20 protein-coding genes are annotated in these 23,928 nt (G+C 55.6%); 12 read left to right on the forward strand and 8 right to left on the reverse strand.

What is annotated here, in order from left to right; all coding sequences use genetic code 11:
* The 6 genes from PU624_RS22050 to PU624_RS22075 all read left to right on the forward strand — a co-directional run bounded on the left by PU624_RS22050 (position 1) and on the right by PU624_RS22075 (position 7,209).
* On the forward strand, positions 1-1,599 hold the full coding sequence (locus PU624_RS22050) for a gamma-glutamyltransferase family protein (protein WP_283546631.1): 1,599 nt from the start codon (positions 1-3) through the stop codon (positions 1,597-1,599).
* A 204-nt stretch (positions 1,600-1,803) separates the two neighbouring features.
* Positions 1,804-2,520, forward strand: coding sequence for a DUF3053 domain-containing protein (locus PU624_RS22055; protein ID WP_179898970.1), 717 nt, complete (start codon positions 1,804-1,806; stop codon positions 2,518-2,520).
* 433 nt (positions 2,521-2,953) lie between these two features.
* Positions 2,954-4,888, forward strand: coding sequence for a PTS mannitol transporter subunit IICBA (locus PU624_RS22060; RefSeq protein WP_283546632.1), 1,935 nt, complete (start codon positions 2,954-2,956; stop codon positions 4,886-4,888).
* 96 nt (positions 4,889-4,984) lie between these two features.
* Positions 4,985-6,133 (forward strand): mannitol-1-phosphate 5-dehydrogenase, encoded by a 1,149-nt coding sequence (gene mtlD / locus PU624_RS22065; RefSeq protein WP_283546633.1) that lies wholly within the window; start codon positions 4,985-4,987, stop codon positions 6,131-6,133.
* A gap of 16 nt (positions 6,134-6,149) precedes the next feature.
* Positions 6,150-6,743, forward strand: a complete 594-nt coding sequence (mtlR, locus tag PU624_RS22070) for a mannitol operon repressor MtlR (RefSeq protein ID WP_502921587.1) — start codon at positions 6,150-6,152, stop codon at positions 6,741-6,743.
* A gap of 103 nt (positions 6,744-6,846) precedes the next feature.
* Positions 6,847-7,209 carry a YibL family ribosome-associated protein gene (locus PU624_RS22075; protein ID WP_283546634.1) on the forward strand — a complete coding sequence of 121 codons (363 nt, stop codon included), beginning with the start codon at positions 6,847-6,849 and terminating at the stop codon, positions 7,207-7,209.
* 9 nt (positions 7,210-7,218) lie between these two features.
* Here the strand turns inward: PU624_RS22075 and PU624_RS22080 are convergent, their stop codons facing one another.
* From PU624_RS22080 to PU624_RS22090, 3 genes are all read right to left on the reverse strand, one after another.
* Positions 7,219-8,187 (reverse strand): VirK/YbjX family protein, encoded by a 969-nt coding sequence (locus tag PU624_RS22080; RefSeq protein ID WP_283546635.1) that lies wholly within the window; start codon positions 8,185-8,187, stop codon positions 7,219-7,221.
* A 201-nt stretch (positions 8,188-8,388) separates the two neighbouring features.
* Complete coding sequence (gene sodA / locus PU624_RS22085; protein WP_135910493.1) at positions 8,389-9,006, reverse strand: superoxide dismutase [Mn]; 618 nt, start codon at positions 9,004-9,006, stop codon at positions 8,389-8,391.
* Positions 9,007-9,288: 282 nt separating this feature from the next.
* Positions 9,289-10,629: an aspartate aminotransferase family protein gene (locus PU624_RS22090; RefSeq protein ID WP_283546636.1), complete on the reverse strand. Its 1,341-nt coding sequence runs from the start codon at positions 10,627-10,629 to the stop codon at positions 9,289-9,291.
* Between the two features lie 206 nt (positions 10,630-10,835).
* Between PU624_RS22090 and PU624_RS22095 the strand changes: the two genes are divergently transcribed.
* Positions 10,836-11,612 (forward strand): DeoR/GlpR family DNA-binding transcription regulator, encoded by a 777-nt coding sequence (locus PU624_RS22095; RefSeq protein ID WP_283546637.1) that lies wholly within the window; start codon positions 10,836-10,838, stop codon positions 11,610-11,612.
* On the opposite strand, the gene fdhD is transcribed toward PU624_RS22095, so the two are convergent.
* Positions 11,609-12,433 (reverse strand): formate dehydrogenase accessory sulfurtransferase FdhD, encoded by an 825-nt coding sequence (gene fdhD / locus PU624_RS22100; RefSeq protein ID WP_283546638.1) that lies wholly within the window; start codon positions 12,431-12,433, stop codon positions 11,609-11,611. The genes PU624_RS22095 and fdhD overlap by 4 nt on opposite strands.
* A 395-nt stretch (positions 12,434-12,828) precedes the next feature.
* On the opposite strand from fdhD, the gene fdnG reads away from it, so the two are divergent.
* The 5 genes from fdnG to PU624_RS22125 are packed head-to-tail and all read left to right on the forward strand — an operon-like array spanning position 12,829 to position 18,988.
* Positions 12,829-15,879 carry a formate dehydrogenase-N subunit alpha gene (fdnG, locus tag PU624_RS22105; protein ID WP_283546639.1) on the forward strand — a complete coding sequence of 1,017 codons (3,051 nt, stop codon included), beginning with the start codon at positions 12,829-12,831 and terminating at the stop codon, positions 15,877-15,879.
* Between the two features lie 12 nt (positions 15,880-15,891).
* On the forward strand, positions 15,892-16,791 hold the full coding sequence (gene fdxH, locus PU624_RS22110) for a formate dehydrogenase subunit beta (RefSeq protein ID WP_283546640.1): 900 nt from the start codon (positions 15,892-15,894) through the stop codon (positions 16,789-16,791).
* Positions 16,791-17,432, forward strand: a complete 642-nt coding sequence (gene fdoI, locus PU624_RS22115; protein WP_283546641.1) for a formate dehydrogenase cytochrome b556 subunit — start codon at positions 16,791-16,793, stop codon at positions 17,430-17,432. The genes fdxH and fdoI overlap by 1 nt, the downstream gene beginning before the upstream one ends.
* Positions 17,432-18,355: a formate dehydrogenase accessory protein FdhE gene (gene fdhE, locus PU624_RS22120; RefSeq protein WP_136198684.1), complete on the forward strand. Its 924-nt coding sequence runs from the start codon at positions 17,432-17,434 to the stop codon at positions 18,353-18,355. Before fdoI ends, fdhE begins: the two co-directional genes overlap by 1 nt.
* Before the next feature lie 21 nt (positions 18,356-18,376).
* Positions 18,377-18,988: a glutathione S-transferase gene (locus PU624_RS22125; protein WP_283546642.1), complete on the forward strand. Its 612-nt coding sequence runs from the start codon at positions 18,377-18,379 to the stop codon at positions 18,986-18,988.
* Positions 18,989-19,046: 58 nt separating this feature from the next.
* Here PU624_RS22125 and PU624_RS22130 read toward each other — a convergent pair whose 3' ends face one another.
* The 4 genes from PU624_RS22130 to glyS form a co-directional block, all read right to left on the reverse strand.
* On the reverse strand, positions 19,047-20,321 hold the full coding sequence (locus PU624_RS22130; protein ID WP_283546643.1) for a glycosyltransferase family 9 protein: 1,275 nt from the start codon (positions 20,319-20,321) through the stop codon (positions 19,047-19,049).
* Between the two features lie 548 nt (positions 20,322-20,869).
* On the reverse strand, positions 20,870-21,178 hold the full coding sequence (locus tag PU624_RS22135; protein WP_283546644.1) for a type II toxin-antitoxin system RelE/ParE family toxin: 309 nt from the start codon (positions 21,176-21,178) through the stop codon (positions 20,870-20,872).
* Entirely contained in the window at positions 21,178-21,456 is a 279-nt protein-coding gene (locus PU624_RS22140) for a type II toxin-antitoxin system ParD family antitoxin (RefSeq protein ID WP_283546645.1), read from the reverse strand. The genes PU624_RS22135 and PU624_RS22140 overlap by 1 nt, the downstream gene beginning before the upstream one ends.
* 402 nt (positions 21,457-21,858) lie before the next feature.
* Entirely contained in the window at positions 21,859-23,928 is a 2,070-nt protein-coding gene (glyS, locus tag PU624_RS22145; RefSeq protein ID WP_283546646.1) for a glycine--tRNA ligase subunit beta, read from the reverse strand.

Consider the following 23,928-nt stretch of genomic DNA (forward strand, 5'->3'; position numbering starts at 1 on the left):
ATGCGTGAAACAGATTTTAACGTCGGATACCCGTCTCATCGCGTACCGATGATGGGACGCAATGCCGTCGCAACCTCACAACCGCTGGCGGCGCAGGCGGGTTTACGGATGCTGCAACAGGGCGGGAACGCCGTGGATGCCGCTATCGCTACCGCCCTCGCTTTAACCGTGCTGGAGCCCACCGGAAACGGCATCGGCAGCGATGCGTTTGCCATTGTCTGGGACGGCCGCGAGCTGCATGGGTTAAACGCCTCAGGCCGTTCGCCTGCCGCCTGGCATCCCGAACGCTTTGCCGGTCTGAGTGTGATGCCTGAAACCGGCTGGGAATCCGTTACGGTGCCAGGCGCCGTCTCAGCATGGGTCACTCTGGCGAAGCGCTTCGGGACCTTACCGCTGACCACCCTGGCGCAACCGGCGATTGACTATGCGCGGGACGGTTTTCCGGTATCACCGCTAATTGGTCAGTTGTGGCAGCGCGGCTATGACAAGCTGCAGGATCAGCCAGGTTTCACAGACTGCTTTGCACCGCAGGGCCGTCCGCCCCGCACAGGTGAGCTGTTTCGCAATCCGGCTCAGGCCCGCACCCTGCAGGAGATCGCTGAGACGGAGGGCGAAAGTTTTTATCGCGGCGCACTGGCGCAGAAGATGGCGGCCTTCGCCCGTGAACATGGCGCGGCCCTGACGCTGGAGGATTTGAAAAACCATCGTGCCGACTGGGTGACCCTGCTGTCACATCCGTTTGCCGGGGGATCGGTGCAGGAGTTGCCGCCTAACGGTCAGGGCATTGCGACCTTAATTGCACTCGGCATTCTGGAAGCGTGGGAGATCAACCGTTATGCGCCCGATTCACCGCAGTGGCTGCATCTCTCCATCGAGGCAATGAAACTGGCGCTGGTCGATCTGGACCGTTACGTCACCGATGAAGATCACCTCGAATTTCCGGCGGAATTCCTGCTGAGCAAAGACTATATCCGCCAGCGGGCAGCCTTAATTGACCCTGACCGGGCGGGAGATTTCCGCTTTGGCTCACCGCAGCAGAGCGGCACGGTGTATGTCGCGACGGCTGATGCCAGCGGCATGATGGTCTCGTTCATCCAGTCTAACTACATGGGATTTGGCTCCGGCGTAGTGGTTCCCGACACCGGCATCAGCCTGCAGAATCGCGGCGCGGGCTTTTCACTCGATCCGGACCATCCTAACGTCGTCGCGGGCGGTAAGCGCCCTTTCCACACCATCATCCCGGCCTTTGCGCTGGATGAGCAGGGTCAGCCGCTGATGGCGTTTGGCGTGATGGGCGGCCCGATGCAGGCGCAGGGACATGTCCAGCTGGCGCTGCGGATTATGCTGCACCGGCAGAATCCGCAGGCCGCCATAGATGCGCCGCGCTGGCGCGTAGTGCAGGGCCGCGAGGTGGTGTTTGAATCGACACTCGACCGTAATACCCTGAGCACACTGCGCCGCATGGGTCACAATGTGGTACTGGAAGATCCCCTGAGCAATTACAACTTTGGTGGCGCGCAGGCGATAGTGCGCGATCCGCAGGGCTTCTATATTGCAGCCAGTGAGAGTCGTAAAGATGGTCAGGCGGTGGTGTTTTAAGGCTGCCGCGTTTGAGCGTCAGGCTGCTAAACATGACGTTCAGGTACGCGCGCTGACGCGCAGGCGATCCCGTTGTGTAACCGGGGTTTAAGAAAGCATCTGTTTCACAGGTGGTTTCACATTGTGCCGTGACTCCGGTTTGTTCTATTCTTTAGGCCATTCCTACCTGGACATCAGACAGTTTCACCGACAGGAGTTGACCCAATGGCTTCAGGACTTACACGCCTTATGGCACGTGGCGGCATTATGCTCGCTGGCGCGCTGATCGTGCTGCAACTCACCGCATGTGGTGATAAAGAAGGCGAGCAGCGCAAAGCATTTATCGATTTTCTCCAGAATACCGTGATGCGCAGCGGCGAGCATCTGCCCAGCCTCAGCGAAAACCAGAAGCAGAGCTTTGGTAACTTCGCCAGCGATTACGCCATTATGTATGGCTTCTCGCAGCAGGCGAACAAAGCGGTTGAACAGGGCATGCGCCCGGTGGTGGATGAGCTTTCTGCCATTCGCGTTCCGCAGGATTATCTCACTCGTCGCGACTCCCTGCGTCAGGCCAACAGCGCGCTGGTGATCGTCACCCAGCAGATTGAAAGCGCAAAAATGCAGGCTGACAGCAGCAAAGCAGCCCTTAAGCAGTCGGATGATCTGAAAAAAGTCTATGACACCGCCTACAACAAAGTGGTGACGGTGCCCGCCAATCAGCTGATTCCGCTGCTGCCAAAACTTCAGGCGCTGAGCCAGGGTGCTGTGCAGGCTGGTGATTTCCTGCAAACCCAGGGAACCCGTGTCAGCTTCAATGATGGCGGCGTGCAGTTCCCGACGCAGGATCAGGCTTCGCAATATAACGCGCTGATGAGCACCTTATCCGCCAATTCGCAGGCGCTTCCTCAGGCACAGGCTGCCGTTCAGGGTGGTCTGCAGTAAACCCGCTTTCCGGGCAGGCGTTGATCGTCTGCCCGTCTCTTCTGCTTTTTTTTGGCTCTGTTAATCCCCCGCTAAATGAAGTGTGATCTGGCGCATTTTCGACCAAAAATAGTTTGTGATCTAAGTCACATTTATATAACAAATCCCCCGCCGCTAAGTGTGATTCATCTCACAGATCACCGGCCACCCCGATTAAAAAACCGGCAAAACAATCCCTTACGCCTGTTAAAATGTGATCCGAGTCACGCTAACCACCCCTGCCACCACCCTGAATGAGTGATATAGATCACACTTATTCCGTGCGCTACGCAGTGTCAAATTCGCGTGATAGAGTCCGCGTGCATACAGTAATACCACCGGCTATGCGTCGGGGTGGCTAAACAAAAACAAGCGCGCTCTCCTATTGAAGCGCGTCTCAATAAGGGGTGGGTTTATGTCCTCATCAGTGAAGGTCAAAGTACAGAGCTTTGGTCGCTTTCTGAGTAATATGGTGATGCCAAACATCGGGGCGTTTATCGCCTGGGGTATCATCACCGCGCTGTTTATTCCAACTGGCTGGATCCCTAACGAAACGCTGGCCAAACTCGTTGCGCCGATGATCACTTACCTGCTGCCACTGCTGATCGGTTTCACCGGTGGGCGTCTGGTGGGCGGCGATCGCGGCGGCGTGGTCGGTGCGATTACGACCATGGGTGTGATTGTCGGTGCAGATATGCCGATGTTCCTCGGTGCGATGATTGCCGGTCCGCTGGGCGGCTGGGCAATTAAGTCGTTCGACCGGGCGATTGACGGCAAAATCAAAAGCGGCTTCGAGATGCTGGTTAACAACTTCTCGGCCGGTATTATCGGGATGATCCTGGCGCTGCTGGCGTTCCTGGCGATCGGTCCGCTGGTTGAAGGTCTGTCTCACATTCTCGCCGCAGGCGTGAATCTGATGGTGCAGAACAACCTGCTGCCGCTGACCTCCATCTTCGTTGAACCGGCAAAAATCCTGTTCCTGAACAACGCCATTAACCACGGTATCTTCTCACCACTGGGCATCCAGCAGGCGAGTGAAGCCGGCAAGTCGATCTTCTTCCTGATCGAAGCCAACCCGGGTCCGGGTATGGGCGTGCTGATGGCCTACATGTTCTTTGGTCGTGGCAGTGCTAAACAGTCTGCGGGCGGTGCGGCAATTATCCACTTCCTCGGCGGCATCCATGAGATCTACTTCCCGTATGTGCTGATGGCCCCTCGCCTGCTGCTGGCGGTGATCCTGGGCGGTATGACCGGCGTCTTCACGCTGACCGTACTGAACGGTGGCCTGGTCTCTCCTGCCTCACCGGGTTCAATCCTGGCCGTGCTGGCAATGACGCCAAAAGGTGCCTACTTCGCGAACATCGCTGCTATCGCCGCCGCCTTCGCCGTCTCCTTCGTGGTTTCCGCTATCCTGCTGAAAACCAGTAAAGTCAAAGAAGATGACGATATCGAAGCCGCGACCCAGCGCATGCACGAGATGAAAGCGCAGTCTAAAGGCCAGAACGTGGCGGGCGCAGCCATTGCCAGCGATGCCATGAGCGTCGAACTGCACCACGTGCGTAAAATCATCGTCGCCTGTGATGCCGGTATGGGTTCCAGCGCCATGGGTGCAGGCGTACTGCGTAAGAAAGTGCAGGATGCCGGTCTGAGCAATGTGTCGGTCACCAACACCGCGATCAACGCCCTGCCGGGTGATGTTGATCTGGTGATCACCCATCGCGACCTGACCGAACGTGCTATTCGCCAGGCCCCGCATGCACAGCATATCTCGCTGAACAACTTCCTCGACAGCGCGCTCTACAGCACCCTGACCGAACGTCTGGTGGCGGCGAACCGCAGTGATGTGCATCGTGAAACGGTGAACACTGCGCTCTCTGACAGCTACGATGAAGGCAACGCCCACCTGTTTAAACTGGGTGCGGATAACGTCTTCCTCGGCCTGACCGCCAGCAACAAAGAGCAGGCGATTCGCTTTGCCGGTGAACAGCTGGTGAAAGGCGGTTACGTCGAGCCTGAATATGTTGAAGCGATGCTGGCGCGTGAAAAGCTGACGCCGACCTACCTCGGTGAGTCGATTGCGGTGCCGCACGGCACGGTCGAAGCGAAAGATCGCGTGCTGAAAACCGGCGTAGTGTTCTGTCAGTATCCGGCAGGCGTCCTGTTCGGCGAAGAGCCTGACGACGTCGCGCGCCTGGTAATTGGTATTGCTGCCCGTAACAACGAGCACATCCAGGTGATCACCAGCCTGACCAATGCGCTGGATGATGACAGCGTGATTGAGAAGCTGGCGAACACCACCAGCGTGCAGGAAGTGCTGGACCTGCTGTCAGGTAAGCCTGCAATCGCGTAATTTAGAGCAATTATTTTCCCTGGGGCGGTCATGCCCGTCCCGATTTCCTGGGGCGGGTTTGCCCGCCCCATCGTCATTTGATATGGGTCAAAAATTATGAAAGCGTTACATTTCGGAGCAGGAAACATTGGTCGCGGCTTTATCGGCAAATTACTGGCTGATGCAGGTATCGAACTGGTTTTTGCTGATGTGAATCAGACGGTGCTGGATGCACTGAACGCGCGTCATGAGTATCCCGTTCATGTGGTTGGCGAGCAGGCCAAAGTAGAAACCGTTAAAGGCGTCAGTGCAGTCAACAGCACCAGCGATGAGATCATCACCCTGGTCTCTGAAGTCGATCTGGTCACTACCGCTGTAGGTCCGCAGATTCTGGAGCGTATTGCCGGCAGTGTGGCTAAAGGTCTGGCAAAACGCAGCGACGACGGCAACACCCGTCCGTTAAATATCATCGCCTGCGAGAACATGGTGCGCGGCACCAGCCAGCTGAAACAGCATGTGCTGAAGGCGCTGCCGGCGCAGTATCACGCCTGGCTGGAGCAGCATGTCGGCTTTGTGGATTCTGCTGTCGATCGCATCGTGCCCCCCTCTGAAGCGGGCAGTACCGATCCACTGGAAGTGACCGTTGAGACCTTCAGCGAATGGATCGTCGATAAAACCCAGTTTAAAGGCGATCTGCCGACCATTCCGGGCATGGAGCTGACCGATAACCTGATGGCGTTTGTGGAGCGTAAACTCTTCACCCTGAACACCGGTCATGCGATTACCGCCTACCTCGGCCAGCTGGCCGGTCACCAGACCATCCGTGACGCGATCCTCGATGAAAAAATCCGGGCCGTGGTCAAAGGCGCGATGGAAGAGAGCGGTGCGGTGCTGATTAAGCGTTACGGTTTTGACGCGGAGAAGCATGCGGCCTACATCCGGAAGATTCTGGGTCGGTTTGAAAATCCGTATCTGAAAGATGATGTTGAGCGCGTAGGCCGCCAGCCGCTGCGTAAACTCAGCGCGGGCGATCGCCTGATCAAGCCGACGCTGGGCACGCTGGAATATGGTTTACCGCACGCCAGCCTGGTGCAGGGGATTGCCGCCGCGATGCACTATCGCAGCGATCAGGATCCACAGGCGCAGGAGCTGGCCGCGCTGCTGGCAGAAAAAGGCCCACAGGCGACGCTGGCTGAGATTTCAGGGCTGGATGCCGACAGCGAAGTCGTGGCTTCTGTGGTGAGCGCCTGGCACGCTATGGCATAATGCGCGCGTGTCAGTGATGCAAGCCGGGCGCATTTCGCCTGCGCCCAACGGCGGTATAGAACCCATGCAGGCAATAATGGAAGAGAAGCAGGCTTTTGAGAACCGGGTGCTGGAGCGCCTGAACGCCGGTCGTTCGGTGAGAAGCTTTCTGATCGCCGCCGTTGAGCTATTGGCTGAAGCCGTCAATCTGCTGGTGCTGCAGGTGTTCCGTAAAGATGACTATGCGGTGAAATATGCCGTAGAGCCGCTGTTACTGGGCAATGGTCCCTTGGGCGAACTCTCGGTTCGCCTGAAGCTGATTTACGGACTTGGCGTGATCAGCCGCCACGAATATGAAGATGGTGAGCTGCTGCTGGCGCTGCGCGAAGAGCTGAATCACGACCACGGCGAGTATCGTTTTACTGACGATGAGATCCTTGGTCCGTTTGGTGAGCTCCACTGCGTCACCGCCTGGCCGCCCGCGCCGGTGTTTCACACCGAAGATGCCGAGCTGCGCAGCATGCAGCAGCAGCGTTATCTGCAGATGGTGCGATCCACCATGGTCCTGTCGCTCACCGAGCTGATCGCCCGCATCAGTATGAAGCAGGCGTTTAAAAAGCCGGGCAGCTAATCCAGTCAGGCGCCCTCGCGGCGCCTTTTTCGTCTTAACCTGAGCGGGAATATGCGCCAGATTTGGTGTATCCTTGGCCTGTTTTCCTCAACGAGTTGTTGTCATGAAAGAGCAAGAAAAGAACGAAATCAAACTTCTCAGCGATAAGCTGGACGCATTGAACCGCAAAGAGCCGCAGTTACTGGAATCGGGTGATGTCGAGAAACTGGGCGCGTTGCTGAAAGAGAAAGAAGCGCTGGTCATTGAGATCGAGCGTCTGCGCGGTCAGCGGGTTGAAAAACTCAGTGCTGAAGCGCAGAAGCTGCAACAGATGGGCTTCAGCCGCGAAATTACCAAGAAAGAGCAGGCCAATCTGGGTGCGCTGAAGAAAAGCGTGCGCGGCCTGGTGGTGGTGCATCCAATGACCGCGCTGGGACGTGAGATGGGTCTGACAGCCATGACCGGCTTCGCTAAAACCGCATTCTGACGGGGTCGATCAGGCAGCAGCCTGATCGACATCGGCTTTGCGTTCGCCGGCGGCGGCATACACCTGCTCCGCCAGCGCATCCAGCAGTTCATAGCGGCGGCGATACTCAGCCCGCTTCTTACTGGCAATCTCTTCCAGCGTCTTACGCGGCAGGCTCAGCGGCAGCGTAAACATCCCATCCTTGCGCGCTTCACCACTCAGCGACAGCCAGAACTCACTGTAGCTGGCAAAGAACTTATCCCCTTTGCTGTGACGATAACGCAGGCTGCGGAATACATGCGTCTCATCGCCCACCGCCTGAATATTTTCCACGCCGCATTGTTTCGCAACAATAAACACCGCTTCCATTAACAGACGTTTCGGAAAGAGACCGTGAGCGGCTTTGGTCGCCTCGCGGATCATCTCATTATTAATATGTTTACGCGGTCCCTGTAATCCACCAATTAACAGAGTGCGCTGGTTATTCTCGTTAAGAATAGAAAATGAGAGCGACGCAATAATTTCGTCGTTATAACGCAATACCAGCGTTACTTCCCCTTCCCGATCGAAATAACCGGAACTACAGGAGAGGATAAACGTTTCACCATTTTTACCGGTCAGCGTGGCCAGCGGATTATCCGTGGCGCTCTGCAGCAGCTGACGCAGCATTGGATTTTCCAGACTATTCATCAGGCTGTAATGATCGAGTATCGCCTGCGCACGGGCAGCAATGCTCATGCCTGAGCGCAGATAGGGCCGGTGCAGTTTGGCTGGCAGCAATCCCTGCGTGCTCATCAGCAAGGGAAGTTGCGGTAAATGCGACAGCTCATTCAGATAACGCAGCGTCGTCAGCGGCGATATTAATGTTCTTAACACAAATTTCAGGCGAAAACGTTTACTTCTCCAGAGTTTATCCGGAACATATTTTCCACTAATTAATTGAAAAAAAAGCGAAGCAGAGGAATCAGTCGTATTTTCTTGAGTAGTTATAATTGACATAGTCAGCGACACACATTGAGTTAAGCAGGAATGTCACTGAAAATAACATAGTCAATATCAACGGCAGGTTAATGCCCCATAACATTAAAACTGATACCTGATTATCTGTAGTTCAATCTGGCAGTACACAAAATAAAGATAAAAAAAACCGGCAAAATAAATTTCACCGGTTTATTTGCATTGCGTTTACGTTTGGTTAACTTACTTAGCAGATGCGAAGCGGGCTGCCGCTTCGTCCCAGTTAACCACGTTCCAGAACGCTTTGATGTAGTCAGGACGCTTGTTCTGATACTTCAGGTAGTAAGCGTGTTCCCACACATCCAGACCGATGATCGGGAAGCCAGAAACGCCGGCAACCGCTTCGCCCATCAGCGGGTTGTCCTGGTTTGCGGTAGAAACCACAGCCAGTTTGTCGCCTTTCTTAACCAGCCATGCCCAGCCAGAACCGAAACGGGTGGCGGCAGCTTTCTCGAACTCTTCCTGGAATTTTTCCACGCTACCGAAATCTTTCTCGATAGCCGCTTTCAGGTCGCCCTGCAGCGTGGTGCCGGTTTTCAGGCCTTTCCAGAACAGGCTGTGGTTAGCGTGACCGCCAGCGTTGTTACGCAGTGGGCCTTTTTTGTCTGCTGGCAGCTGATCCAGTTTGGTGATCAGCTCTTCTACCGGCAGATTAGCAAATTCAGTACCTTCCAGCGCCGCGTTCGCGTTGTTCACGTAGGTCTGGTGGTGTTTGGTGTGATGGATCTCCATCGTCTGCTTGTCGAAATGCGGTTCCAGTGCGTCGTATGCGTAAGGCAGGGATGGCAGTGAATAACTCATGTTCTTCCTCTCCATTTAGTTTGAGCAGCACGACGAATTCGGGACGTGCCGCGTAAGCAGTCGAATCATTATAGTTAAATTCATGTAGCGTAAAAGGGTAATCAATGCCCTATTAACCATAAGGATTTGCGAAACCCGGCATTAGCAACCCGTTGTTTTTTCAGTGTGCTGCTGCTGACTCAGCCTTTTCTGCCTTATCCGACAGCGCGCGCGGCGCGCTGAAGCCAGGGCAGCAGCCAGCACGCCTCCCGCCCGGATGCCGCGTCTGCCCTGCCCTGCGCGTTACTGACCCAGCTCGCGCAGCGAGTTGTCGAGTGCGCCAACCAGCCAGTCAATGTCGCTCTCCTGGAAAGCCAATGGCGGACGCAGTTTCAGCACATTCCCATACGGGCCGGCAACGGAGGTCAGCACACGATGTTCACGCAGCTTTTCGATCAGGTTCAGCGCCAGCGTTTTGTCCGGCGTTTTACTGTGACGATCGGTGACCAGTTCAAAGCCGATAAACAGCCCGGCTCCGCGCACATCGCCCACACACTCATAGCGATCCATCAGGGTTCGCAGCTCAGCCAGCAGCTTCGCGCCAACCACGCGGCTGTGTTCCTGTAATCCCTCTTCGGTGATCACTTTCAGAACCGCCTGCGCCGCCGCCATCGCGACCGGATTGCCACCAAAGGTATTGAAGTAGGGAATGGAGTCGCTGAAGGCGGCCAGCACGTCGCTTTTTGCCAGCAGGCCGGAAACCGGAATGCCATTGCCCATCGGCTTGCCGGTGGTAATCACATCAGGCACTACGTCGTGGCGGCCAAAGCCCCAGAACGCGTCGCCGGTTCGGCCAAAGCCAGGCTGAACTTCATCGGCAATGAAGATGCCGCCGTTGGCATGCACCACATCGACCGCTTTTTTCAGGAAGCCGCGCGGATTGGGCAGCACACCATCCGAGGAGAAGATCGAGTCCGCCAGGAACCCGGCAAATTTAATGCCGTGCGCCGCCATATCATCAATCTGCTGCTGAATCTGATCAGCGAACCAGTCACCCAGGTCCGGCGCATCGACACGATATGCATCCGGCGGCATCACCAGCCGCGTGGTCGGCGCCAGCGGCTGGCCACTGCCCAGCGCCGGAGAGGCGCCGGAGGTCAGTTCACTGGTGCCGTGGTAGGCCTCTTTACTGACAATAATTCCGGTACCGCCGCTGAAAGCGCGTGCCACGCGAATCGCCAGGTCATTGGCCTCCGATCCGGTGCACATGTACATCGCGCGATCGATCGCCGCTGGCGTGGTCGCCAGCAGCGCTTCGCTGTAATCCAGAATCGTTTCGTGCAGGTAACGGGTGTGGGTGTTCAGCATTTTCATCTGCTGCGTCACCGCCTCAATCACGGCCGGATGACAGTGGCCAATGCTCGCCACGTTGTTGTAGACGTCGAGATATTTATCGCCCGCCGCGTCCCACAGATATTGCCCTTCACCCCGCACCAGATGAACCGGTTTGCGATAGAACAGGCGATAGGATTCGCCAAGCACTTTGCTGCGTTTATCGGTCAGTTTGCGCGTTTCGCTGTCGAGCGCATCGGCATGTTCGGCGCGGAAACTGTTGGTATCCATAATGGTAGAACGCGTGGCCATAATGACTCCCGTGACAAGGATGAAGGAGGAAGAGCTGACCCCTGTATCATGCCTGCGTGATTCTAAAATGCAACCAAATACACAAATACAATAAAATACACATGACGCAGGCCGATCCCCACGCTAAGCTTGCCGCTGATTCAGACGGAATCTTTCGCTTCAGTGGCGTATCATCCGTGCTCTTCGCGCTTTATAAGGAAACCTCTATGCTGCAGGAAACGCGTCTTCACCGCATCCGTGCCTTACTGACCCGGCTTAATCAGGTCAGTACCGAGCGCATTATCAGGGAGCTGGGGGTGTCACGCGAAACCGCGCGCCGCGATATCATTGAGCTGGAAGCACAGGGTCTGGCGCGTCGCGTTCATGGCGGACTGGTGGCGATTGAAACGGCGGCTGAACCGCCGCTGACAGAACGCCGCAGCACCCAGACCCGCGAGAAGCGCACCCTCGCCCGCGCCGCTGCACAGTTGCTGCAGCCCGGACAGACGCTGTTTCTGGATGCGGGCAGCACCACTACGCTGCTGGCAGAGGAGCTGCATGCCCTTTCCGGCCTGACGATAGTGACCAACAGCCTGCAGGCCGCGCTGGCGCTGAGCGCCGGAGAAGAAAATCAGCCGCTGAATAATCAGATAATTTTGCTGGGCGGGACGATGTCGGCGGGTGCGCAACAGACGCGCGGCGAAATCACCGTGGGCGAGATCATCCGCTATCGCGCCGATGTCGCGCTGCTGTCGCCGGTGGGCATAGAAGCGGATTGCGGTGCCAGTAGTTTTCACCCGCATGAAGCGGCTATTGCCAGAGCGATGGTGCAGCAATCCGCTGCCTGCTATCTGCTGGCCGATCACACCAAACTGGGCGTGGTCAGCCGCACGGTCTATGCGCCGCCGCAGACCATCTCCCTGCTGATTACCGACAGCGGCGGCGACAACACAGCCGCCCTTGAGGCGTTGCAGCAGACGCTGCCAGAGGTGATGGTGGTTTAGCGCAGTCGCTGAGGATGGCTGTAGACCGTGGCACGGCCAGGCTTACTGAACCCGACCAGCGTCAGGTTGCAGCGCTCAGCCACCTCAACCGCCAGGCGTGTCGCGGCTGAAACCGCAAACAGGATCTCAACGCCGCACATGGCGGACTTCTGCACCATTTCATAGCTGGCGCGGCTGGAGACCAGCACTGCGCCCGGTCCCCACTCTGACTGGCTGCGATATCCCAGCAGCTTATCCAGCGCCACATGGCGACCCACATCTTCACAGCCACCGGCCAGCTGCCCATCGGGCTGGATCCACGCGGCAGCATGGGTGCAGCCGGTTTTCTGCCCGACCGGCTGATAATCCTTCAACTGACCCAGCGCCCGATCCAGCTGGTCCAGCGCGAAGGTCTGGGTAAACGGCAGCGGAGAGAGTGGCTTGCCGATCTGGTCCAGCTGTTCAACGCCACACACGCCGCAACCGGTCCGGCCCGCCAGCGCGCGACGCTGCTCTTTCAGCGCCATAAAGCGGCGGCTGGAAAGCTCAATCTGAACCTCAATGCCGTGACAGCCCGGCACGATGTCCATGCCGAAAATGTCGCCAGGTGCGTCGATAATGCCCTCTGACAGCGAGAAACCCAGCGCAAAGGCCTCCAGATCTTTGGGCGTGGTCATCATCACCACGTGCGAGATGCCGTTATAGACCAGCGCCACCGGAACTTCGTCCGCCAGCCAGTCATCCTGTGCATCCGTCAGGTCTTTACGCTGCCACACCTGCGTTCTGCTGATGCCGGCCTGAATTGTTAAATCTTCGCCTGAGTCAGGCTGGATAGCTTTCAAAAAATATGGCCTGTTGTTAATAAATTATGTAATTCAGTGCCCGGGACGGCAGAGCACTGACGCGCTCTGATTCTGCCTTTTAGCCTCTGGTAGCGCAAATAAACAGCGGGGCAATTCATGCGGTTTTCTCCCCCGAAAGGCGTAGCCACGCCCGCTGGCGGACATAATGATAATGGTTCTCTTTTACGCATTAACATCGGTAAGCATAAAACAACAGTAATAATCCGCGCCGTCTGAAAATCAGCTTGCAGCACAACGCCACCGCCGAGGATTTTTAACAAAATTTAGAAAAAGAATTACTAATGACTAACCTGTTGACCCCGGTCAATTTACAGGCAATCAGGGCTGCTATTTTGCAAGGCTTCGCAATGGAGCCAATAAAGAAGAACAATAAAATGCAGATTAACAGACGGAGTTTTTTCAAAATCTGTGCGGGCGGACTGGCGGGCACCAGCGCGGCGTTACTCGGCTTTGCCCCCACCACCGCGTTAGCCAGCGTCAGAGAATTAAAACTCATTCGCGCCAGAGAAACACGGAATAACTGTACCTACTGTTCAGTCGGCTGCGGCATGCTGATTTACAGCCTGGGAGAGGGTTCTGAAAATGCCAGCGCCTTGATTTACCATATTGAAGGCGATCCTGACCATCCGGTCAGTCGCGGATCGCTCTGCCCGAAAGGCGCTGGCGTCATCGACTTTATTCACAGCGAACAGCGACTGAAGTACCCGGAATACCGCGCGCCTGGATCGGATAAATGGCAGCGCATCAGCTGGGATGAGGCCTTTGAGCGTATTGCCCGTCTGATGAAGCAGGATCGCGATGCGCATTTCCAGGCTACCAACGCCGCTGGCGTAACGGTTAACCGCTGGCCGACCACCGCCATGCTCTGCTCCTCCGCCGCCAGTAATGAAACCGGCCTGCTCGATCAGAAGTTTGCCCGCGCGCTGGGTATTCTGGCGCTGGAAAACCAGGCGCGCCTGTGTCACGGCCCGACCGTGGCTGCGCTGGCTCCGAGCTTTGGTCGCGGTGCAATGACCAATAGCTGGAATGACATTAAAAACGCCAACGTGGTGATGATCATGGGCGGCAACCCCGCCGAGGCGCATCCGGTTGGCTTTAAATGGGTGATTAAAGCTAAAACCCATAACAATGCGCAGGTCATCGTGGTCGATCCGCGCTTTAACCGCTCGGCGGCGGTGGCCGATCTCTACGCGCCCCTGCGTGCGGGCAGCGACGTGGTATTCCTGATGGGGGTCATCAACTATCTGCTGCAACACAATAAGATTCAGCAGGAGTATGTTCGCGCCTTCACCAATGCCGCCCTGATTGTCAGCGAAGGCTTCAGTTTCAGCGACGGTCTGTTCAGCGGCTACGATGCTGAAACCCGCCAGTACGATCGTCAGAGCTGGCACTATGCGCTGGATGAAAACGGCCATGCACGACGCGATGACAGCTTTGCGCATCCACGCTGCGTGCTGAATCTGCTGAAAAGCCACGCCAGCCGCTATACCCCGGAGATGGTGACACGCCTGTGCGGCACCTCGCAGGAATCCTTTATTGCGGTGTGCGAGCAGCTTGCCTCTACCTGTGTGCCCACTCGTACCGCAACCATTCTCTATGCGCTGGGCTGGACCCATCACACCAACGGTTCACAGATTATCCGCACGGCAGCCATGATCCAGCTGCTGCTGGGCAACATCGGTATGCCGGGTGGCGGTATCAATGCGCTGCGCGGTCACTCCAACGTACAGGGTTATACCGACCTCGGCCTGCTGGCGCAGAGCCTGCCGGGTTATCTGCCGCTGCCGTCAGAGAAGTTGACTACGTTAGCGAACTACCTGCAGAAGGCCACGCCGGTTGCGACGCTGCCGGACCAGGTCAACTACTGGCAGAACACCGATAAGTTTTTCGTCAGCCTGATGAAGAGTTTCTACGGCGATAACGCCACGGCGGAGAACCAGTGGGGCTACGACTGGCTGCCGAAGTGGGACAAGAGCTACGACTGCATGGCGCAGGCGGAGATGATGGAGCAGGGTGCGCTGAACGGCTGCCTGATTCAGGGCTTCAACCTGCTGGCCGCGTTCCCGGACAAAAACAAAGCGGTCCGGGCCCTTTCCCGCCTCAAATATATGGTGGTGATCGATCCGCTGCGTACCGAAACCGCCAGCTTCTGGCAGCATCACGACGCGTTTAACGACGTCGATCCGGCGACAATTCAGACCGAAGTGTTCCGTCTGCCCTCTTCCTGCTTCGCGGAAGAGTCGGGATCGGTGGCGAATTCGTCACGCTGGCTGCAGTGGCACTGGGCCGCCGCCGAGCCTCCCGCGGAAGCGCTGCACGACGGTAAAATCCTCGGCAATCTGTTCATGCGTCTGCGCGCGCTCTATCGCCAGGAAGGCGGTGCCACCCCTGAGCCGCTGATGGCGATGCGCTGGGACTACCGCGATCCGTACAATCCTGAGCCGGAAGAGGTGGCGCAGGAGAGCAACGGTCAGGCGCTGGCCGATATTTACGATGCCAGCGGCACGCTGCTGCTGAAAAAAGGCCAGCAGCTGAACGGCTTCTCAGAGCTGCGTAACGACGGCACCACCGCCAGCGCCTGCTGGATCTACAGCGGCAGCTGGACGCCGGAAGGCAACCAGATGGCACGACGCGACAACGCCGATCCATCCGGACTGGGCGCGGTCTCAGGCTGGGCCTGGGCCTGGCCCGCTAACCGCCGCATTCTCTATAACCGCGCCTCCGCTGATGCGCAGGGTAAAGCCTGGGATCCGCAGCGCCGCCTGATTGAGTGGGATGGCGCACGCTGGCACGGCATCGACGTGCCGGATTATCCGGTGACGCTGTCGCCACAGCAGCAGGCCGGCCCGTTTATCATGCAGCCCGATGGCCTCGGCCACCTCTTTGCGCTCGATAAGATGGCCGACGGCCCGTTCCCCGAACATTACGAACCGATGGAAAGCCCCCTCGCCGACAATCCCCTGCATCCGCAGCAGCGTCACAGTCCGGTGGTTCGTCTGTTCAGCAGTGACGCTGCGCAACTGGGCGAGGCCGCCGACTATCCCTGCGTCGCCACGACCTATTCCATCACCGAACTGTTCCGCCACTGGACCAAGCATGCCCTGCTGAACGCGATCGCGCAGCCGGAGCAGTTTGTCGAGATCGGCACCGAACTGGCTGAGGAGAAAGGTATTCAGGCCGGAGACAGCGTCAGGGTCACCTCACGTCGCGGCTATATCAAAGCCAAAGCGGTGGTGACGCGTCGTCTGCAGCGTCTGATGATTGACGGCACGCCGGTTGATACCGTGGGCATTCCCTGCCACTGGGGCTTTGAAGGCACCACGCGTAAAGGCTTCCTCGCCAATACGCTGACGCCTTCGGTTGGCGATGCCAACTCGCAGACCCCGGAGTACAAGGGATTTTTAGTGAAAGTGGAAAAAGCGTAACGGTGGATGACAATGGCTTATCAATCACAGGATATTATCCGTCGCTCTGCGACCAATGGCTTTACCCCGCCGCCGCAGGCGCGCAATCACCAGCGCGAAGTGGCGAAGCTTATCGACGTCACCACCTGTATCGGCTGCAAAGGCTGCCAGGTCGCCTGCTCCGAGTGGAACGACATCCGCGATGAAGTCGGCCACAACATCGGGGTTTATGACAACCCCACCGATCTGACCGCCAAATCCTGGACGGTGATGCGCTTTGCGGAAGTCGAAGAGAACGGCAGGCTGGCCTGGCTGATTCGCAAAGATGGCTGTATGCACTGCACCGATCCCGGCTGCCTGAAAGCCTGTCCGTCGGCAGGTGCCATCATTCAGTACGCCAACGGTATCGTCGATTTTCAGTCTGAGCAGTGCATCGGCTGCGGCTACTGCATCGCAGGCTGCCCGTTCAATGTGCCACGGCTGAATAAAGAGGATAACCGCGCCTACAAATGCACGCTGTGCGTGGATCGCGTCAGCGTCGGCCAGGAACCCGCCTGCGTGAAGACCTGTCCGACCGGTGCGATTCATTTCGGCAGCAAAAGCGACATGCTGACGCTGGCGGAGGAACGCGTGGCGGAGCTGAAGTCGCGCGGGTTTGCGCAGGCCGGACTCTATAACCCGGAAGGCGTGGGCGGCACCCACGTCATGTATGTGCTGCATCATGCCGACAGGCCTCAGCTCTATCACGGCCTGCCTGCCAACCCAGGCATCAGCCCGACCGTGACCTTCTGGAAGGGGATCTGGAAACCGCTGGCGGCGGTGGGTTTTGCCGCGACGTTCGCCGCCTCAATCTTCCACTATGTCGGCGTTGGCCCGAATCGCGTCACTGAAGCGCACGATGACAACGACGATCAGCCTGAGGAGCGCAAATAATGAAAAAGCCCGATCATCTGGTGCGTTACCGCGCACCGGAACGCATCAATCACTGGATCGTCGCGATTTGCTTTGTCATGGCCGCGTTAAGCGGATTAGGGTTTTTCTTTCCCTCTTTTAACTGGCTGATGCTGATATTTGGCACGCCACAACTGGCGCGTATTCTGCATCCTTTTGTGGGCGTCGTGATGTTTGCCGCTTTTATGCTGATGTTTTTGCGCTACTGGAAACACAACCTGATCAATCGCGATGATCTTTACTGGGCCAGAAATATCCACCGGATTGCGATGAATGAGGAGGTGGGAGATACCGGTAAATATAACTTTGGTCAGAAGTGTGTGTTCTGGGCTGCTATCATCAGCTTAGTATTGCTGCTTGCCAGCGGCATTGTCATCTGGCGACCTTACTTTGCTGATGCCTTTGCCATTCCGCTGATTCGTCTGGCGCTGATTGTGCATTCGGTGTCAGCGGTGGCGCTGATCATCGTCATTATGGTGCATATTTATGCTGCATTGTGGGTCAAAGGCACACTGACCGCGATGGTGGAAGGCTGGGTCAGCTCTGAATGGGCCAGACAGCATCATCCCCGGTGGTATCGTGAGCAGCGTAATCCGCCAATAAAACAGGAAAAACGCCCCTGATGAGTATTCGCATAATCCCGCAGGACCAGCTGGAGAAAGGCGAAAAGACTACGGCGGAGATGATTCCGCCGTTACTTTTTCCACGGCTGAAAAATTTATACAGTCGTCGTGCCGCGCGACTGCGCGACCTGGCGGCGAAAAATCCACTGGGTGATTATCTGCGCTTTGCGGCGGTGATCGCTGAAGCACAGGAGATTGTTCTGTATGACCATCCCCTGCACATTGACCTGCATGCCCGACTGACTCAGAGCGCCAGCGAGGGCAAACCGCCACTGAACATTCACACCCTGCCGCGCGATCCGCACTGGCAACGGCTGCTGCACTCGCTGATTGCCGAGCTGAAGCCGGAGATGAGTGGGCAGGCGCTGGCGGTGCTGGAGAATCTGGAGAAGGCGTCCGCCACCGAGCTGGAGACGCTGGCCAGTGCGCTGTTTACCGGCGAATATGCGCTGGTCAGCAGCGATAAAGCGCCCTTTATCTGGGCGGCACTCTCGCTCTACTGGGCGCAGATGGCGGCCCTGATCCCCGGCAAAGCACGCGCTGAGATGGGCGATCAGCGTCAGTTCTGTCCGGTCTGCGCCAGTATGCCGGTCGCCAGTGTAGTGCATATGGGCAGTCATGAAGGCGCGCGCTACCTGCACTGCAATCTGTGCGAAAGTGAATGGCATGTGGTACGCAGCAAATGTACCCAGTGCGAACAGTCCCGTGATCTGCACTACTGGTCGCTCGACAGCGAAAAGGCGGCGGTCAAGGCGGAGAGCTGTGGCGACTGCGGCACCTACCTGAAGATGCTCTATCAGGAGAAAGATCCGGCGATTGAACCGGTGGCCGATGACCTGGCGTCGCTGATACTGGATGCCAAAATGGAGCAGGAAGGCTTCGCACGCAGCAGTCTCAATCCCTTTATGTTTCCTGGCGAATAGTCACTGAATCCGGAGAACCCGATGAAACTGATTGGCAGCTATACCAGCCCGTTTGTGCGTAAGATTTCGATTATCATGCTGGAAAAAGGCATTACTTTTGAATTCGTTAACGCATCGCCTTACAGCGATGACAGCCATGTGCCGCACTACAATCCGCTGGGCAAAGTCCCGGCGCTGGTTGCTGACGATAAGCAAATCTGGTTCGACTCCAGCATCATCGCGGAATTTCTGGAACTGCGCGGCGAGGAGCCCGCTCTGCTGCCTGACGATCCACTTGAGTCGCTTAATATCCGTCAGCTGGAGAAGCTGGCAGATGGCGTTTGTGATGCCGCGCTGGTGATCGTGCGCGAGCAGATGCGACCGGGTGATTTGCAGTCGGAAGAGGTGCTGCTGCGTAATCGTGAAAAGATTCAGCGCAGTCTCGATATGCTGGAAGCAAAGGCCGCTGAGGGGAAATGGCTTAACAACGGCCAGCTCAATCTGGCGGATATCGCTACCGGCTGCATGATCGGCTACCTCAATTTCCGCCGCGTGGTGCCCAACTGGTGTGTTGAGCGTCCGGCGCTGGTGAAGCTGGCGGAAACGCTGTTCCAGCGCGAGAGCTTTGCGCGGACGACGCCGCCTGCGGCGTGAGGGGTGCTGTAGCCAGACCCATTAAGAGGGACAATGGGGTCTGGCACAGTAAGCGGCTTTATCTGCTGGTCACCAGCCGGGCTGATTCAGAATAAGCGATACAGTGGTCGGGAACATGATAACCGTGCGTATCAACAGGTTCTTTCAACGCGATCGCCGATACGGATTCCTGGAATGTCATCTCATGCATGCCCAGTAAATTCCTGCGAACAATCTCGTTAACAATACGCTCAGGAACATTATCAGCATCAGATGTTTTATCATCATGAACAATAAGGTGGCTTGCGTTTTCATACCCTGGCGCCCACATATTATTATTAGGTGCATTTTTATAAACGGCAATAAGTGGCTTTTTCCAGGCAGCAGAGATATGTACGATTGAAGTATCGGGCGTTATAACCACATCCGATTCTTTAATCAATGCCATCACATGATGCAATGTACAAAAGGGATTTTTCACAACATTATCAGGAAGCGGGACCATTATTTCATTACGGTGATCGAGGATAATGATTTTCACTTCCCGGTCGTAATGATTAATGAGTTTAATCATCGCCAGCAGTTGCTGTTGTGAGAAGTTCCTTTCTGTGGTACCAGCAAAAGCATTAATAACAATCTTTTTCCTGTTTCTCCATGGGTTAAGAAAAACCCTGACCTCATCCAGCACAGCATCAGGAAAGTGCAGGTTATAAGTCACATTATCTTCCGCTTTAACCCCAATGCTTTTACTTATCAAAGAGAATAACTCTGTAACATGCTGCTTTCCATTTATATAGGGCACGGAAACAGTGTAATGGCTGATGTCAGGATTTTTATTCAGACCAACAATGAATCGGGCACTGATATCATGAAATAGCTTCATCCGATGTACCGGCGTTTCGGATAAACAAGGATCAATAATCAGATCATACTTATTTCTATTTAGCATCTTCATCGTTGTTTTTGAAACGGTATGATTCAAAGACCTCAGGTAGTGGTTATGACTGCAATTTCCTGACTGATAAATATGTCTGATAAAAGGGCTGTATTTTATTACGTCGTAACAGGCTTCAGTTACCAGCAAATCTACTGCATAGCCAGCCTGATGAAGCGACCTGATGAGTGGAGTCGAAACGATGATATCACCCACTTTGCCTTCATTGCGAACAAGCAATATGGTTTTCACAGAGTCAGGATGAAAGGAGACTTTTGTCCGTTTATCCCACAGAAGCTTTGCAATTGAGATTCTTGCTTCGAGCTTCACCTCTTTGAGATAATAATTTTTTCTTCGATTCCATTCGCGTATTTTTTTGAATGGTCCCTCTAATACGGTGATCCTCACATCCTTATTCATTTCACCCTCCCTGCTTTCTGAGCAGATAATTTCCATGATGCCAGAACATCATAAATCAACTGCCATATATATAAAGTTTCCAATAAGCGTGTGATTCTACAACACCCTAAAACGCTTACGCTATATAACAATCTTTATTAGTGCTGCAGGATTATCGTTCATTTAACATCACTGGTTGGGATTTTGATACAGAGACCTGACTAATTTTAACCCAATACACTTTAATGCATCATGCGTTATGATATGATAACTAAGGTAGGAAAATATAAGTATTTCACTTACACATTACCCATATTCAACCTGATAAATAATTTAATTATGGTAAAGCCCTTAAATAGAATGAGCTATCTTTACCTTTATTGACTGCGTGCTTATTTCGGTCACCGCTGCGGGATAAATGCTTTCGGAAATAGTTTCAGACATCGGAAAAACAATCCGTTTTTCTGAGAGGTCTCGAAATCTGTTACTTAGCTTCCAGTGTCATCTGGGTGATTAGTTAAGCGTAAACGCGTGTCTTATAATTTGAATTACGACAATAAGGCCGGGACTTAACTTAGATTGTTTTTCTTTTCTTCATAATTCTGGCCGCCATGCCATATGCCTAATATTGTGACCGTGTTTTCAGAGAGCATGAAGGCGATTATTGTCCGCCTGCGGTAATTTGTGATTCTCAGTCCCGGCAGAAGATCATCACGACAGTTTCCTCTCTGCGGAAAATGCACAAGAGACTCACAATAATCGATGATGTTCTCTGTAAAGTTCAGAGCGGTATAGGGTGTCGCCTCTTGCGCGATATAATGGTAAAGCTCTGCCAGTTGTTCCTGCGCTTCCGGTGCGAAGACCACCCTGTAATCCATTACTCCTCCCCGGTCACCTTTTTGTGTTCTGCTTTCAGTCTGTTTCTGAGGTCGTTAGCGCTCAGGCTTTCTGACTCACCACGCTGGAGCGCTTCCCAGGCAGGCACTACCTTTTCATGCAGCCATTGATCCACGGCATGATCCCGGGCCATAAGCGCACGCAGGCCTTCACGGATGACTTCGCTCTCCGACGCATATTCACCGCTGGCAACGCGTGCCTTTACCTGTGCTGCCATTTCATTTGGCAGCGTGATACTCATCTGCTGTGTTGTTCTCATGGGTAATCTCTTTCCTCTGCCCGATAGGATTCAATCATACTCATCTTTCTGGCAGCTGTCAGTTTCATACCCTGCTAAGTCGCTCTCTTCTGAAAATTGGGTATTTACAGAAGTGGTTGCGGGTATCCCTGGTTTTCATGATTGCGATAGCAAATCTTACCAGCGGTTCAGGCACTGTCATTATCGGACAGACTAACAACCATATAGATAAGAGAGGAATTGAGAGCTTTTCAGCACAACTGAAACGCAGGCAACTCACTTCATATCTGTAGTCGTCAGCCAGAGCTGAGCAGTACGGCAGGTGCTTTGAGTCAATACGCTATCGTGTGACCATCCCGACCCCAAAAACCCCATAAAAAAAGGGACGATTGCTCGTCCCTTTTTCGCACTACGCTAAGAGCTTTACTGCAGCAGCGAGATATCTGCAACCTGCAGGAACAGCTCACGCAGTTTCGACAGCAGCGTCAGGCGATTGACTCGCACGGCCTGGTCGTCGGCGTTAACCATCACTTTATCGAAGAAGTTGTCTACTGCAGTACGCAGCTGGGCCAGTTCGACCAGCGCATCCTGATAGCGGCCTTCCGCGAAGTAAGGCTGCAGCTTGCTGCTCAGCGCGGTGACAAAGGTCGCCAGCTGGATCTCTTCGTTCTCTTTCAGCAGCGATGCCTGCACGCTGTCATTCAGCGTTTCAGTCGATTTCGCCAGAATGTTAGAGACGCGCTTGTTCGCCGCCGCCAGTGCTGCGGCTGCTTCCAGCGTACGGAAGTGCGACACCGCTTTCATACGTGCATCAAAGTCAGCCGGACGGGTCGGACGACGAGCCAGAACTGCCTGCAGCGTATCGATGCTGTGACCCTCTTCCTGATACCAGGTGCGGAAGCGACCCAGCATAAAGTCGATCACATCATCAACCACGCGGGTGTTGCTCAGCTTGCTGCCATACAGACGCACCGCTTCTTCGGTCAGCGTTTGCAGGTCAAGCGGCAGGTTCTTCTCAACGATGATACGCAGCACGCCCAGCGCCGCACGACGCAGTGCGAACGGATCTTTGTCGCCTTTTGGATGCTGACCAATGCCGAAGATTCCGGCCAGCGTATCCATTTTATCGGCAATCGCCAGCGCGCAGGCAACCGGGCTGGACGGCAGAGCGTCACCGGCAAAGCGCGGCTGGTACTGCTCGTTCAGCGCAACCGCCACATCTTCAGCTTCGCCGTCGTGACGCGCGTAGTGCATGCCCATCACGCCCTGCGTGTCGGTGAACTCGAAGACCATGTTGGTCATCAGGTCACACTTCGACAGCAGGCCTGCGCGGGTGGCGTGATTCACATCGGCGCCAATCTCACCGGCAATCCAGCCCGCCAGGGTCTGAATGCGATCGGTTTTATCGCGCAGCGTGCCCAGCTCTTTCTGGAACAGGACGGTCTCCAGACGCGGCAGGTGATCTTCCAGACGCTTTTTGCGGTCGGTATTAAAGAAGAACTCCGCATCGGCCAGGCGTGGACGTACCACTTTCTCGTTGCCGGAGATAATCTGGCGCGGATCGCTGGATTCGATGTTGGTGACGAAAATGAAGTTCGGCATCAGGTTGCCGTTATTGTCATACACCGGGAAATATTTCTGATCGCCTTTCATGGTGTAGACCAGCGCTTCCGCAGGCACCTTGAGGAATTTCTCTTCAAAGGTCGCGGTCAGAACAACCGGCCACTCCACCAGCGATGTCACCTCTTCCAGCAGGCTGTCGCTGATATCGGCGGTGCCGCCTAAACGGCGTGCGGCCGCTTCAGCATCGGCTTTGATCATCGCTTTGCGGACCTGATAGTCGGCAATGACCTGGCCGCGTTTTTCCAGCACGTCAGGGTAGTGATCAGCGCTTTCGAGCGTGATTTCGCTTTCACCCATAAAGCGGTGACCCCGGATAATGCGGTCTGACGCGATGCCCAGAATGGTGCCTGGGATCAGCTCATCACCCAGCAGCATCGTCACGGTGTGAACCGGACGAACGAACTGCACATCGCTGTCGCCCCAGCGCATCAGTTTTGGCACCGGCAGCTTGCTGAGTGCAGTCGCAATCATCGCTGGCAGCAGCGCCTGGGCCGATTCGCCTTTGACCTGCGCGCGATACACCAGCCATTCGCCTTTATCGGTGGCGAGGCGTTCAGCCTGATCGACAGTAATGCCGTTACCACGCGCCCAGCCTTCGGCGGCTTTGGTGGCGTTGCCGTCTGCGTCAAATGCCGCAGCGACCGCCGGACCGCGCTTCTCCACTTCCCGATCGGGTTGTGAGGCGCTCAGGTTCGCGACTTTCAGCGCCAGACGACGCGGTGCAGCAAACCAGCTGACCTCGCCGTGGCTCAGGTTGGCAGCATCCAGTTCAGCAGTGACCTGCGCGGCAAAGGCTTCTGCCAGGCTGCGCAGGGCTTTTGGTGGCAGCTCTTCGGTGCCGATCTCCACCAGGAAGGTTTGTTCAGTCAT

Source organism: Pantoea sp. Lij88 (assembly GCF_030062155.1).
Lineage (GTDB): Bacteria > Pseudomonadota > Gammaproteobacteria > Enterobacterales > Enterobacteriaceae > Pantoea.

What these genes read in the sequence shown, in the direction of transcription:
- PU624_RS22050 (WP_283546631.1), top strand. Translation starts at nt 1, where the DNA reads ATGCGTGAAACAGATTTTAACGTCGGATACCCGTCTCATCGCGTACCG.
- PU624_RS22055 (WP_179898970.1), top strand. Translation starts at nt 1,804, where the DNA reads ATGGCTTCAGGACTTACACGCCTTATGGCACGTGGCGGCATTATGCTC.
- PU624_RS22060 (WP_283546632.1), top strand. Translation starts at nt 2,954, where the DNA reads ATGTCCTCATCAGTGAAGGTCAAAGTACAGAGCTTTGGTCGCTTTCTG.
- mtlD (WP_283546633.1), top strand. Translation starts at nt 4,985, where the DNA reads ATGAAAGCGTTACATTTCGGAGCAGGAAACATTGGTCGCGGCTTTATC.
- mtlR (WP_502921587.1), top strand. Translation starts at nt 6,150, where the DNA reads ATGCAAGCCGGGCGCATTTCGCCTGCGCCCAACGGCGGTATAGAACCC.
- PU624_RS22075 (WP_283546634.1), top strand. Translation starts at nt 6,847, where the DNA reads ATGAAAGAGCAAGAAAAGAACGAAATCAAACTTCTCAGCGATAAGCTG.
- PU624_RS22080 (WP_283546635.1), bottom strand. Translation starts at nt 8,187, where the DNA reads ATGTCAATTATAACTACTCAAGAAAATACGACTGATTCCTCTGCTTCG.
- sodA (WP_135910493.1), bottom strand. Translation starts at nt 9,006, where the DNA reads ATGAGTTATTCACTGCCATCCCTGCCTTACGCATACGACGCACTGGAA.
- PU624_RS22090 (WP_283546636.1), bottom strand. Translation starts at nt 10,629, where the DNA reads ATGGCCACGCGTTCTACCATTATGGATACCAACAGTTTCCGCGCCGAA.
- PU624_RS22095 (WP_283546637.1), top strand. Translation starts at nt 10,836, where the DNA reads ATGCTGCAGGAAACGCGTCTTCACCGCATCCGTGCCTTACTGACCCGG.
- fdnG (WP_283546639.1), top strand. Translation starts at nt 12,829, where the DNA reads ATGCAGATTAACAGACGGAGTTTTTTCAAAATCTGTGCGGGCGGACTG.
- fdxH (WP_283546640.1), top strand. Translation starts at nt 15,892, where the DNA reads ATGGCTTATCAATCACAGGATATTATCCGTCGCTCTGCGACCAATGGC.
- fdoI (WP_283546641.1), top strand. Translation starts at nt 16,791, where the DNA reads ATGAAAAAGCCCGATCATCTGGTGCGTTACCGCGCACCGGAACGCATC.
- fdhE (WP_136198684.1), top strand. Translation starts at nt 17,432, where the DNA reads ATGAGTATTCGCATAATCCCGCAGGACCAGCTGGAGAAAGGCGAAAAG.
- PU624_RS22125 (WP_283546642.1), top strand. Translation starts at nt 18,377, where the DNA reads ATGAAACTGATTGGCAGCTATACCAGCCCGTTTGTGCGTAAGATTTCG.
- PU624_RS22130 (WP_283546643.1), bottom strand. Translation starts at nt 20,321, where the DNA reads ATGAATAAGGATGTGAGGATCACCGTATTAGAGGGACCATTCAAAAAA.
- PU624_RS22135 (WP_283546644.1), bottom strand. Translation starts at nt 21,178, where the DNA reads ATGGATTACAGGGTGGTCTTCGCACCGGAAGCGCAGGAACAACTGGCA.
- PU624_RS22140 (WP_283546645.1), bottom strand. Translation starts at nt 21,456, where the DNA reads ATGAGAACAACACAGCAGATGAGTATCACGCTGCCAAATGAAATGGCA.
- glyS (WP_283546646.1), bottom strand. Translation starts at nt 23,928, where the DNA reads ATGACTGAACAAACCTTCCTGGTGGAGATCGGCACCGAAGAGCTGCCA.